9 protein-coding genes are annotated in these 12,219 nt (G+C 41.6%); 2 read left to right on the top strand and 7 right to left on the bottom strand.

Annotated elements, in window-relative coordinates; genetic code table 11:
• Positions 1-76: 76 nt before the first annotated feature.
• From ACFW0C_RS02610 to ACFW0C_RS02635, 6 genes are all read right to left on the bottom strand, one after another.
• Positions 77-931, bottom strand: a complete 855-nt coding sequence (locus ACFW0C_RS02610; protein ID WP_378105122.1) for a MetQ/NlpA family ABC transporter substrate-binding protein — start codon at positions 929-931, stop codon at positions 77-79.
• A 29-nt stretch (positions 932-960) separates the two neighbouring features.
• The gene (locus ACFW0C_RS02615) at positions 961-2,139 is read right to left on the bottom strand and encodes an aminotransferase class I/II-fold pyridoxal phosphate-dependent enzyme (protein WP_378105123.1); all 1,179 of its coding nucleotides are present in this window, start codon (positions 2,137-2,139) and stop codon (positions 961-963) included.
• Positions 2,140-2,354: 215 nt separating this feature from the next.
• Entirely contained in the window at positions 2,355-3,491 is a 1,137-nt protein-coding gene (locus tag ACFW0C_RS02620; RefSeq protein WP_378105126.1) for a mannitol-1-phosphate 5-dehydrogenase, read from the bottom strand.
• Positions 3,492-3,935 (bottom strand): PTS sugar transporter subunit IIA, encoded by a 444-nt coding sequence (locus tag ACFW0C_RS02625; protein WP_378105128.1) that lies wholly within the window; start codon positions 3,933-3,935, stop codon positions 3,492-3,494.
• 251 nt (positions 3,936-4,186) lie between these two features.
• The gene (locus ACFW0C_RS02630) at positions 4,187-6,259 is read right to left on the bottom strand and encodes a BglG family transcription antiterminator (RefSeq protein ID WP_378105130.1); all 2,073 of its coding nucleotides are present in this window, start codon (positions 6,257-6,259) and stop codon (positions 4,187-4,189) included.
• 35 nt (positions 6,260-6,294) lie between these two features.
• Positions 6,295-8,106, bottom strand: a complete 1,812-nt coding sequence (locus ACFW0C_RS02635; RefSeq protein WP_378105132.1) for a PTS mannitol transporter subunit IICB — start codon at positions 8,104-8,106, stop codon at positions 6,295-6,297.
• Positions 8,107-8,299: 193 nt separating this feature from the next.
• On the opposite strand from ACFW0C_RS02635, the gene ACFW0C_RS02640 reads away from it, so the two are divergent.
• Both ACFW0C_RS02640 and ACFW0C_RS02645 read left to right on the top strand, forming a co-directional pair.
• Positions 8,300-9,007, top strand: a complete 708-nt coding sequence (locus ACFW0C_RS02640) for a glucosamine-6-phosphate deaminase (protein ID WP_378105134.1) — start codon at positions 8,300-8,302, stop codon at positions 9,005-9,007.
• 343 nt (positions 9,008-9,350) lie between these two features.
• A complete protein-coding gene (locus ACFW0C_RS02645) occupies positions 9,351-10,241 on the top strand; it encodes an SDR family oxidoreductase (RefSeq protein WP_378105137.1) in 891 nt (296 codons plus the stop codon).
• Positions 10,242-10,922: 681 nt separating this feature from the next.
• Here ACFW0C_RS02645 and purB read toward each other — a convergent pair.
• Positions 10,923-12,218, bottom strand: coding sequence for an adenylosuccinate lyase (gene purB, locus ACFW0C_RS02650; RefSeq protein WP_378105140.1), 1,296 nt, complete (start codon positions 12,216-12,218; stop codon positions 10,923-10,925).
• Position 12,219: the final 1 nt, after the last annotated feature.

The raw sequence follows: 12,219 nt of genomic DNA on the forward strand, positions 1-12,219 counted from the left end.
ATTGGATTCTTCCAATACTTATAAGTAAAGAATAAGCCAAAAATCACTGAATGTCGAATAAAAAAGGCTGTACCTTTTACCAAGAAGCGACGACTGCACCTTTGAAGGTTTCTTCGATAAAGGTCTTCACTTCGTCTGTCTTGTAGTATTCTTCCAGTTGCGTGATGACGGGATCTTCTGCGTCTTCAGTTCGCGATACAACCCAGTTTACCCATGTGGTATCTTCTGGATCTTCCATGGCAATGGCTAATTCTTCAGCTGATAAGCCTGCATCTAGGATGTAGTTTGAGTTGATGCCCGCTGCTGCAACATCCGGTAATTGGGCGATAAATTGAGCTGGGTCACCAGTAATAAAGTTTAAATTCAATGGATTTTCTTCAATATCATCTACAGTAGCGGCAATGCCTAATCCTTCAGGTAAGGTAATCACGCCAGCTCGCTCAAGCACTAAAAGCGCTCGACCTTCTTGAGACGGCGTGTTTGGCACAGCAATGGTGTCGCCTTCTTGCAATTCATCGACAGTGTCGTATTGTTCCGAGTAAATCCCCATTGGAATGGTGATATTTTCAAAGCCTTTGGTTAATTCATAGCCAGTATCTTCGATAACGGTTTCTAAATAAGGGCCTGTTTGAATAGAGTTCAAATCTAATTCACCCTCAGCTAAGGCCGTATTTGGTGTGACGTAATCATTGAAGACGACAATTTCAATTTCTAAGCCATCTTCAGCTGCCTTTTCCTTCACCAATTCAAAAATTTCCTCGTGGGGACCAGCTGTCACCCCAACCGTTAAAACGCCATCTTCTAATAACCCCGACTCTCCAGTTACTTCTGCGTCTGTACTTGCTGATTCGCTCGCTTGGTTGCCACAAGCTCCTAGTAATAAGGTTGTCGTCCCAACTACCGTCAATAACCCTTTAGTCCATGTCTTCATAGTCATTCTCCTCTGTTTGATAAGTAGTATTAAAATTGTTTATACACGCGGGCAATCCGTCTAGCCGCTTCTTGCAAAATAGCTGTATCAGCAATTAAGCCAATTCGGATATAACCCTGTCCTGCAGTACCAAAACCATTACCCGGGGCCACCCCCACATGGCCGTCTTCAGCGATTGCGCGGGCAAAAGTTTCTGCATCCACCCCTTTTGGCGTCTGCATCCATTGGTAAATGGTTCCTTTGGATGGCGTCACTTGAATGCCTTCTTGGTCAAATTCCCGAATGACCGCGTCCCGTCTAGCTTGGTAAGTGGCTTTCATTTTGCCGGTAAAGTCTTGGGCTTCGTCCACTAATAAAGTTGCGACGGCTTCTTGGATAGCCCCGTACATGCCAACTGTCGTATGGTCCTGCAAGCTGTTCAGATAGCCGACTACTTGCGGATTACCGACTGCGAACCCGACTCGCCAACCTGGAATATTATAAAGTTTGGAAAGGGAAAATAGTTCAAGACCAATTGCCTTACCACCTGGGGTTTCAAGAAATGATAGGGGGGTCGCCTGGTCAAAAACATATGGAGCGTAGGCAAAGTCATGAACCACGAAAATCTTGTTGTCATTGGCTACAGCCACTGTGTCCTCGAAAAATGCCGGCGTAGCTAATGCGCCCGTTGGATTGTTGGGGTAATTCAGGTACATAACCTTAGCGCGGTCGCGGTCACCTTGGGTAATCTGATCAAAATCAACCAGATAATTGTTTGCCGCCAGTAGGTCCATAAAAATCGTATCCGCTTGGGTTAAACCAACGGCCGACAGGTAGTCTGGATAGGTAGGATTGGGCAGTAAAATGCCGTCCCCCTTATTGACTAGGACCTGACTCACCTTCATAATGGCCTCTTTAGACCCATGAAATAGGGCTACTTCTGTTTTTGGATCAATGTCTACCCCAAATTGATGGTGGTAAAACTTGGCCACGGCTTCCTTCAGCAGGTCCTCCCCGCGATACGGGCCATACCGGTCATATTGCGGGTTATCAATAGCCGACCGTAACGCCTCCTTCAGTGCTTGTGGTGCCGGTAAATCTGGCGTCCCAACCGCTAAATCAATCACGTCATCATAGCGACTCTTAAGGTCTGAAATCGCTGCTGTTAAACTTGAGAAATACTGACTCGGCAAGGATTGAAAAGTGCTTGAAGGTTGAAATTCAACCATATGCCACCGTCCTTTCTGATAAAAACTATGTGGTCTCTGCAAATGCGTTATAGCCACTTTACCTTTTAATCTCCTCCATATCAATGATTTAAAGATATCGATTTTCGTCATCTTATGAACGTTTATAACTATCACTAATCGTTGAAAAAAGGATTGCAATTTAACATTGCAATCCCCATTTTATTACAGTTATTTCAAACTAACCCACAAGATCATTATTTAATTTTATTAGCGATTTCAGCTACTAAGTCTGCATCTTCAAGACCAGTGACCGTTTGAATAACTTGGTCAAGTGGTTGGTTGGCTAACATTTTTTGTAGTTCTTGGCTTTGTTCATCGTCCGCGTCATTGTATTCAAAGATGTATGCGACAGTTTCAAGTAAAGCGTCGTAAGCTAGACCACGTTCTTTTGCCTCACGAATTGGACGGATAAAGCGTTCGTCGTAACCTAATTTACGAATTGGTGTACGGGCAACACGTGTAATAGCGTCTGAAATGTGGCTGTTTTGGAAACGGCCTACGATTTTGTTGGCATAAGCTGCGTGTGCTTCTTGGTCAAATCCCCATTTCTCAACTAATAAGGCCCCAGTTTCTGCTAGCACTGCTTGTAATTGTTGTAAGACAATGTCGTCTTCTAAGGCCTGGTCAATTGTTTCATATCCAAAGTGTTTACCGGTATAGGCTGTTGTGGCATGCCCAGTATTCACAGAGAATAATTTGCGTTCAATATAAGGAAGTAAATCTTCAACGTATAATACGCCCTCTAGCTTGATTTGAGTCCCTTTCACATTTGTGTGGTCAATTACCCATTCACTGAAAGGTTCAACGGATACAAACAGAGGATCTTCATGACTTTGCATTGGGACAATACGGTCAACTGCTGCATTGGGGAAACCAATATGTTGGTCAACGTAGATACGATCAGCCTCATCGAAATAAGCTGACACTTTCTCATTTAAGAAATCCGTCCCACCAATCATGTTTTCGCAAGCGATAATATCCATTTGACGTGTATCGCCATTCTCCCGACGTAATTTAATGCCATTAGCAATTAATTCAGCAATGTAAGGTAGGATATTGGGTCCGATGGCAGTGGTCACAATATCTGCTTCAGCTACGGCTTGAACTACCGATTCTGGATCCTTACCGTTGTTAATACCGTCAAAACCAGATACGGTCAGACGTTGATGCGCATCATCTGCGTATTCAATTTCATAACTATCACGGTCGTTTAAGGCATCGATTAACGTTTCGTTGATATCGACAAAGGTAATGTCGAACCCGTTCTTATGTAAGATTTCACCTATAAATCCACGACCAATATTACCAGCACCAAAATGTACAGCTTTCATCTACGCTTCAACCTCCTTCAACATATCAATAACTTCTTCAGCCGTTTTAGCATCTCCTAAACGGACAACGTTCGCCACATCTGAACAGTAGACAGCAATTTTAGACAATAAATCCAAGTGATCATCACCAACGCCAGCAATTCCAAAAATAGCCATAGCTAATTTCTCTTCTTTACCGTCGTCAGAAAAGTTAACACCCTTTGGCACTTGCACAAAAGAAATTGCCGTATGGTTGACGTGTTTTTTACTTTCGTCTGTACCATGTGGGATAGCGACAAAATTGCCCATGTATGTAGACACAATGCCTTCACGTTCGATCATCCCCTCTACATACTCAGCATCTACCGCACCATCTTGTACCAATAATTGGCCGGCAGCGCGAATGGCTTCCTTTTTTGTAGTATATGTATTATTCAACTGAATTAACTCTTTTTTCAATTCCATTCAATCACATCCTTCTTTTGCTTGAGCTGAACTGTAAAGTCCAGACTCGGTTTTCTTGTGCTCACCCAGTAGTAAGTTCGCAGCCTTTTTAATTTCACTTGTAACTTAAAATCACGGGCGCTCGCACCCTAGTCGGGTTCGCTCGACCAGCTCAAGTCCACTTCAGACTAAGTTGCACCTCACTGCGTACGGCACTGCCTTAGTCTTCCAGTATTGTTGAGCTAAGCGGTCTCGCTCGCACCCTTTTGTTATTATTCAAATGTTGTGGTTTCTTCTACAAACAATGCACTCAATAGTTGGAATACAATGGCCTTTGTCCCAGTTTTATAGATTTCCGTGTTCAAATCATTGTCAATGATAGAAGACGATATCTTACCTAGCAATAGTTCACTTTCCCTAGATAATGGTTCTGGGGCTAATAATAGCAAGATTCGTTTCAATTCAATAGTCGTCCGGTCCATACCCAATATTTCAAACGATCGGTCTAATTCATATATGGAGAAGAAGGCTTCCTTGACTTGTGGGTTGGTCGAGTGGAATAAGGCAATATTTGAATGCGGAATCCCAATAGGCGCTTCTAGATAGCGCTCAATCACTCGTTTCGTCACTTGGTCAGGATCCTCCACCACCTGGTTAGATAAGCCCTGGATGATTGCTAACAAACTGGCTTCTACTGTTTCCTTAGATTGGACTTGGTGAATATCAAATTTATCGAGAATCTTATTGGCCGTGTTGACCAATTGATAAAGTCGTTCAAACTGCATGTCCGCTGACCCATTTGCCTGTTGACTCGGATGGGTACGCTCTTTTGACTGGGATAAATGTTTAATTTCTTGCCGAATCCCCATAATCTCATCATCCAAAAGTAAGGGCGAAATCACTTGATATGGATAATGAAAGCCTGACAGGAAACTAGTCGATAAAATCAAATCATACTGGTCATATTCTACCTTGGACATCTGCGAAACCTTCACAATATCCACCTGCTTCACTTCTGGAATCTTATTGGAAAAACGGCTCTCCAAGATTTTGCTGGTACCGAACCCGCCAGCACTTAGGATAACAATCTTCAAGTTTCGGGAGATCGGTTGGCGCTCAATAGACGAGGCGTAATGGATAATAATATAAGCCATCTCTTCCTTAGTAAAGGTGACATCCGGAAAGACCTCTTTCAATGATAGGTCCACCGCTTCATGTAAATTAGGGTAACCTGCAATCATTTTATCTAAGATGATATCATCACTGGTAATCGCTTGGTCTAAACGTTTTAAGGCCGCATTTAAATGGGTCAATAAGTCCTCAAACAAGCGATTATCCTGTCTAAAATCATAACCTGTTTTGGTCGAAATTTTTCTAGTCAACTCCGCCACTCGATAGGACAATTCCGTATCAAAGTTGTTGGAGAAGATATTTTGTGGCCGGTTGAAATTCATCCCTTCCAACTGACGCGCAAACATATGGCGTTCATTGAAATCAATGGCCAACTTCATTTCTTTTGCGATAATCTCATACATTTGATGAGACAAGCGGACGAAATGACTCGACTGGTCTTTAGCTAGGATTTCACTATGAATACTATGCCCTTGTTGGATACGGAAAATATTCACTACAAAACTCAGGATAATCGTCTTCAATTGGTTATCTGGTAAGTTGGACAACTTATGGTGAATCAATTCCGACTTAAATATCTGGTGGGCAATTTCATATATCTCACTCGGGATCAACTGGATAAAAAAGGCATCCTCTGAATGAGGCAGTTGCCCTTGTTCAGTCATTTGGTTGAAATAGAGAAAGAAATCAATTTCCTTGATATTGTAATCCAACAAATTGACCATTAATTGTCGGATAACCGTCTCTTCACCCTTCACCTTCAAGTTAGCATGACTAGAACTTTCAATTTGAATATCATATTCACTCAAACTGGCTTTCACATTAGCCATATCCGTATTAAGCGTTCGTACACTGACGGAAAAGTCATAGGCCATGGCTTCAACTGTACCAATCCCTTGACCCGACAAGACCATTAAGGCAATGGCATTTTGTCGTTGGGCCTTGGATAAATCACCATAAGGATGGGCATTGAGTTGGTCTCTCAACGCCGCCTTATCCTCATCACTACCAATTAAGTAATACCCTTCATTTCTTGGCTTGTCTAACCGCAAATTCAACTGTCTGAGCGACTCTTCAATATGGGTAATTTCACGATACACTGTGCGTTTGCTTATATCGAGTTCATCTTGAATGTCTTTTTGGGTCACACCTTTCGGATAAGCCAGCAATAAATTCAAGATACTCTTTTCTCGCTCTGTAAAATACACTTCCATCGCTCCTTAGTCAAACTCTACATGTTTCGATATGACTAATTTACCTTATTTAACAGTTTGTTGTACTGGTTTTGCTCATATAATTTCGAAACTTCTTCAAATTGTGCTTCCGGAGCCACTTCTTTAGCAGGCTGAACCGTTTCTGCATCAACGATAATCAAGGTTTGTGGGTTATTTTGTAACTGTGCAAAAGGTACTGCTTCAGCAACAAGGTCTGAGCCCGCTTTCTTCAATTCATTTCGTAAGTTAGATGCTGCCATGACTGAAGCTGACGGTTTATCTTCATGGAAAGGTACCTGAATTAACTGTACATCTGTATGAACAGCATCTCTTGTAGTGGTTGCTGGACTTTCCGGTGCTGCTGGGCTCGCCTCTTCTTCAGATACTGCCTGCATTTCACCTAAAATTTCATCATAACGGTCACCGTCTAAGAAGTTCCCTACTGATACGTGAGCAGCTAAAGGCGCTTGCCGTTTAGCACGGTCCGTTAACTCTTCTTGTGTGATAACTAAGACGCCCGCTTTATTTTCCAATTTAGAAATGGCGGTATTGGTAATCGACATGTCGTAACCTAATTTTTTCGCTTTTTTACGTAATAGAGAAGCACCCATGGCACTTGATCCCATACCTGCGTCACATGCGAAAATAATGCTGTTGATATCTTCTGGCGCTGGAATTTCAGTTTCTACTGATGCTGAACCAGCGTTTGTATCTTCAGTTGATTGACCCTTTGAATCTGCTTTTGCTGCTTTAGCTGCCGCTTGGCTTTCTTCAAAGTTGTCTTGGTCTTGTTCACGGTCCATTTTAATAATTGGTGCCGCTACTAAGAAGGAAACAAGTGTTGCAACTAATACCCCACCGATAACACCAATGTATGCCCCTGGTGCTGTCATACCGAGGATGGCAATGATTGAACCTGGTGATGATGGACCAGTTAAGGCTGCGTTTAATAGTTGGAAAGTTAATGTACCTGATACCCCACCAGCAATAACTGCTAAGAATAATAAAGGTTTCATCATCACATATGGGAAGTAGATTTCATGAATACCACCTAAGAAGTGAATAATAATCGCACCCGGCGCTGATGATCTTGCTGACCCTTTTCCAAATACGGTAAAGGCTAATAGAATACCTAAACCAGGTCCTGGGTTGGCTTCTAATAGGTAAAGAATTGAACGACCAGTTTCTGTGACCTGTTGTGACCCTAATGGCGTTAAAATACCATGGTTCAATGCGTTATTAAGGAATAGAATTTTGGCTGGCTCGATAAATACATTAGCTAATGGTAGTAATCGTCTTTGAATAATCCAGTCTACACCTGTTGCAAAGATTGTTGTCATCCCTGAAACGAATGGCCCAACTGCATAGAAACCAACTAATACTAATAAGAAACCGATAATCCCGATTGAAAAGTTGTTGACCAACATTTCAAAACCTGACGGGATTTTATCTTGGAATTTTTCATCAAATTTCTTGATGGTCCAACCACCTAAAGGACCTAAAACCATTGCCCCAATAAACATTGGCACTGTTGCTTGACCAGTTACAATTTCTGATGCTCCTACGACCGCACCCATTGTGGCGATGGCACCTGTCACAGCCCCGCGTTGTCCATATACCATGGAACCACCGGTGTAACCGATTAAAATTGGTAGTAGGTAGTCACGCATTGGACCTACTAAGTTTGCTAATGCTTCATTTGGGATCCACCCATCTGGAATGAACAGTGCTGTAATAATCCCCCAAGCAATAAATGCCCCAATATTGGGCATAACCATACTAGATAAATAGGAACCTAATTTTTGAACTGATGCCTTTAAACCTGAATCTTTTGTTTTCTCCGACATAAGTGTTCTCCTCCTTTGTTTAATTCATCTATAATCTTATCCGCAATCGGAAGCGGTTACAATGATTTCAGTATGTAAGTTTGGCACACTTAAGTATGACACTTTTTCTTTGTTCCTCTTTCTACCTTTCTATGATAGACTGACAGTAAAGATCAGATTTTGATCAAAAATTCACATTTTAGGAGGATCATTTATGGATATTAAGGTTTTTGATACCGCAAAAGAAGCATCTAAAGAGGTTTTCCACGAATTTGAGCAGGCATTAGCCAGCGGTGCAACAACTTTTGGTTTAGCAACGGGTTCAACACCAGAAGACTTATATGAATATCTAACGTCTTCTGACTTAGACTTTAGTAACGCAACTGCTTTAAACCTAGATGAGTATTTTGGCTTACCTGCTGATCATCCACAAAGTTACGCGAATTTTATGGACAAGCACCTTTTCAGTAAGAAACCCTTCAAAGAAACTTTCATCCCTAACGGTTTAGCGACAGATGTTGAGGCAGAAATTGCTCGCTACAATGCACTACTAGATGAACATCCAATTGACTTACAAATCCTAGGTATTGGACAAAATGCGCATATTGGTTTCAACGAGCCAGGTGCTTCTCGCCATACAAAAACGCAATTAGTAGACTTAGCAGAAAGTACCATTCAAGCAAATGCTCGTTTCTTCGACTCTGTAGAAGATGTACCAACCAAAGCTTTCTCCATGGGCTTAGCGTCTATCTTGCAAGCTAAACGTATCCTACTACTCGCTTTTGGTGAATCTAAAGCACAAGCAGTTAAGGATATGGTTGAAGGTCCTGTGACTGAAGAGGTGCCTGCAAGTCTGTTACAAGAACATCCTAATGTGACTGTTTACCTAGATAAGGCTGCTGCAAGCCTCTTAAATAAATAGTCACCGAGTTTTACTTATAAATAAACAAATAGCCTATGACAGACTTAGAGTCGGTGTCATGGGCTATTTAATTGTACATTCCTTATTACTACAATCCTTCCTTTAGTCAGTGTATACAACTTTCAATCATTTTGCCTTTCAATGATTCATACTTATACTATACCCTGTGTCTTTTATTTATTGCATCTTCCTTTTACAAAACTTTTGTATGCACATTGAAGATTAATAGAGGAAATCGCATAACGCCTTGTAAGATAATGGTAAATATTTGCAAATCTAATAAGGCGTTGTTATAGTGAATGATATAACTAATAATGAATAGGTCACATAGGAGGAATTTCATATGTCTAACTTAAAAAATCCAAAGGAATTATATCATAAAGACGGATTCCCTAAACAAGACCAAGAGGGACCGGCTCTGCAAAATAAAATGAAACCTGTACCTGACTGTGGTGAAAACACTTATAAAGGTTCAGGGAAACTAAACGGTCGTAATGCGCTAATTACAGGAGGAGATTCAGGTATTGGTCGAGCGGTAGCTATCGCTTTCGCAAGGGAAGGTGCCAATGTGGCTATCCATTTCTTACCAGGCGAAGAATCCGACGCTGAGGAAGTAAAAGAGTTGATTGAAAAAGAAGGTCGTAAAGCACTCTTATTACCCTACGATTTTAAGGAAGAGGGAAATGGCGCTAAAATTGTGTCAGAAACTGTTAAGGCCTTTGGTGCACTAGATATTTTAGTTTTAAATGCGGCGCAACAAATTGCTCATGAGAAGCTTGAAGATCTACCAATGCAACAAGTAAGAGATACCTTCCAAGTAAATATTATCAGTATGTATGAATCAGTGAAAGAAGCTGAAAAATACCTAGAGCCTGGCAGTACAATTGTTACAACTTCTTCCGTGAATTCATTTAATCCTTCTGTTTCTTTCTTTGATTACGCCGTTACTAACGGTGCAATATCAACTTTCACTGCCCTATTATCTGGATACTTTGCACCAAAAGGCATTCGGGTCAATGGTGTAGCACCTGGTCCAGTATGGACACCTTTACAATTAGATGGTGGACAACTAGAAGGTGGACTCGAAAGTTTTGGGCAAGATACTCAACTAGCACGTTCTGGTCAGCCAGCTGAACTTGCACCGACTTATGTCTTACTTGCATCAAATGATTCTTCTTATATCAGTGGAGAAATTATTAAAGTTACAGGTGGTAGCACCATCTCTACTGAATAATCAATGTGCATCATTAAGTGATTATGACAAATAAAAGCTTGAATCTCTTATTATTTATATAATCGACTAAATCGTTGCTAGCCTTAATTAGGTTACTAAACTGAAAGTAACCCACCAATCACATAATAAAATACTGAGCAATATAGTCATTATTCCCTTTCTAAAAAAACGAGCTTCTCCTGGTCTTTGTTCATTTACATGCTAAACGACTGACAAAAAAGCCAAGCAATAGAACAATTGCTTGGCTTTTTCGTATTGGTGGCATTGATTCATAACCAATGTTTCCCCACCCTATTTCTCACATAATGAGACAATCAAACGAGTTAAGTGTTGGTTTGAAATAAAGTTTGATTAAAAGGAAGCTACAAACTTTGTTTTTATCATAAAAGAAACTCACGCGTTTTGAACAAAGATTGATCAAAACATACGGGTTTCATAGTTAAGCAGATTTACTTTTTATAAAAAAGTTTGATTATTTCCATATATCTGTTCAGAATTGAGTCAAAATCCGAAACTAGACAATTTAAAATTAAAACATTTTAGCCTACATTTTATAAGCTATCAAACTTAATTCAAAAATTCCATTACGGTCTTACCAAACCACTCGTTATGGCTTTCTTTAAACTGGTATGTCAACACCTGCCGAAACAATCCCTTTTACTGTCCCGACAGGTGCTTAAATTAATTCAGTCCAACACGTTCAAATATTTCATCTACATTTTTCAGATGGTAGTTATAGTCAAAAGCATCTTCGATATCTTCAGCATTCAGAATGGACATAATCTTCTCGTCCTCTTCAAGCAGTGGTCGGAATGCTGTCTGTTCATCCCAAGCAATGGCAGTTTTGGGCTGAACCAGGTCGTAAGCTTCTTCCCGGCTGAGGCCTTTATCGATCAGCTTCAGCAATACACGCTGGCTGTAGATCAGACCAAGTGTTGCATCCATATTGCGTTTCATGTTCTCAGGGAACACGGTCAGATTGCAGACGATATTGGCAAATCGGTTCAGCATGTAGTTTAGCAGGGTCGTGCTGTCAGGCAAAATAATGCGTTCCGCAGATGAGTGCGAAATATCACGCTCATGCCATAAGCTGACGTTCTCGTAAGCTGTCACCATGTGCCCTCTGATCACACGCGCCAGTCCGGCCATATTCTCAGATCCGATCGGGTTACGTTTGTGAGGCATTGCTGAGGAGCCTTTCTGACCTTTAGCAAAACCTTCTTCCACTTCTCTAGTTTCCGACTTCTGCAGGCCTCTGATTTCGGTCGCAAACTTTTCAACGCTGGTTGCAATAAGGGCAATGGTGCTAATATATTCCGCATGCAGATCGCGTGGCAGAACCTGGGTCGAAATTTCCTGAGGACGCGTTCCCAGTTTATCGCAGACATACTTTTCAACAAATGGCGGGATATTGGCAAACGTTCCAACTGCTCCACTGATTTTTCCGGCTTCTACGCCTTTAGCTGCGTGTTCGAACCGTTCGATGTGGCGTTTCATTTCTGAATACCAGAGCGCCAGCTTCAGACCAAAGGTAGTCGGTTCAGCGTGAACACCGTGCGTGCGTCCCATGGTCACCGTATGCTTATGCTCTTTCGCTTTTTCACCGATAACTTCAAGCAGCTGCTGAAGGTCTTTTCTGAGTACATCATTGACCTGTTTCAGCTGGTAACCGTAAGCTGTATCAACGACATCTGTACTGGTTAATCCGTAGTGGACCCATTTCTTTTCGTCTCCCAACGTTTCAGAAACGGCTCGTGTGAAAGCGACCACGTCATGTTTCGTTTCTTTTTCGATTTCCAGAATACGGGCAATATCAAAAGAGGCATGCGCTCGGATCCTCTGAACGTCTTCTTTAGGAATCTCTCCCAGTTCGGCCCAGGCTTCATCAGCTAGGATCTCAACTTCCAGCCATGACTTGTAGCGGTTCTCCTCTGACCATAATTCTTTCATTTCAGGTCGCGTGTAGCGTTCGATCATT

This window comes from Aerococcus sp. NPDC058936 (assembly GCF_042741995.1).
In the GTDB taxonomy this organism is placed as follows: Bacteria; Bacillota; Bacilli; order Lactobacillales; family Aerococcaceae; genus Aerococcus.

What these genes read in the sequence shown, in the direction of transcription:
- ACFW0C_RS02620 (WP_378105126.1), bottom strand. Translation starts at nt 3,491, where the DNA reads ATGAAAGCTGTACATTTTGGTGCTGGTAATATTGGTCGTGGATTTATA.
- purB (WP_378105140.1), bottom strand. Translation starts at nt 12,218, where the DNA reads ATGATCGAACGCTACACGCGACCTGAAATGAAAGAATTATGGTCAGAG.
- ACFW0C_RS02640 (WP_378105134.1), top strand. Translation starts at nt 8,300, where the DNA reads ATGGATATTAAGGTTTTTGATACCGCAAAAGAAGCATCTAAAGAGGTT.
- ACFW0C_RS02630 (WP_378105130.1), bottom strand. Translation starts at nt 6,259, where the DNA reads ATGGAAGTGTATTTTACAGAGCGAGAAAAGAGTATCTTGAATTTATTG.
- ACFW0C_RS02610 (WP_378105122.1), bottom strand. Translation starts at nt 931, where the DNA reads ATGAAGACATGGACTAAAGGGTTATTGACGGTAGTTGGGACGACAACC.
- ACFW0C_RS02635 (WP_378105132.1), bottom strand. Translation starts at nt 8,106, where the DNA reads ATGTCGGAGAAAACAAAAGATTCAGGTTTAAAGGCATCAGTTCAAAAA.
- ACFW0C_RS02625 (WP_378105128.1), bottom strand. Translation starts at nt 3,935, where the DNA reads ATGGAATTGAAAAAAGAGTTAATTCAGTTGAATAATACATATACTACA.
- ACFW0C_RS02615 (WP_378105123.1), bottom strand. Translation starts at nt 2,139, where the DNA reads ATGGTTGAATTTCAACCTTCAAGCACTTTTCAATCCTTGCCGAGTCAG.
- ACFW0C_RS02645 (WP_378105137.1), top strand. Translation starts at nt 9,351, where the DNA reads ATGTCTAACTTAAAAAATCCAAAGGAATTATATCATAAAGACGGATTC.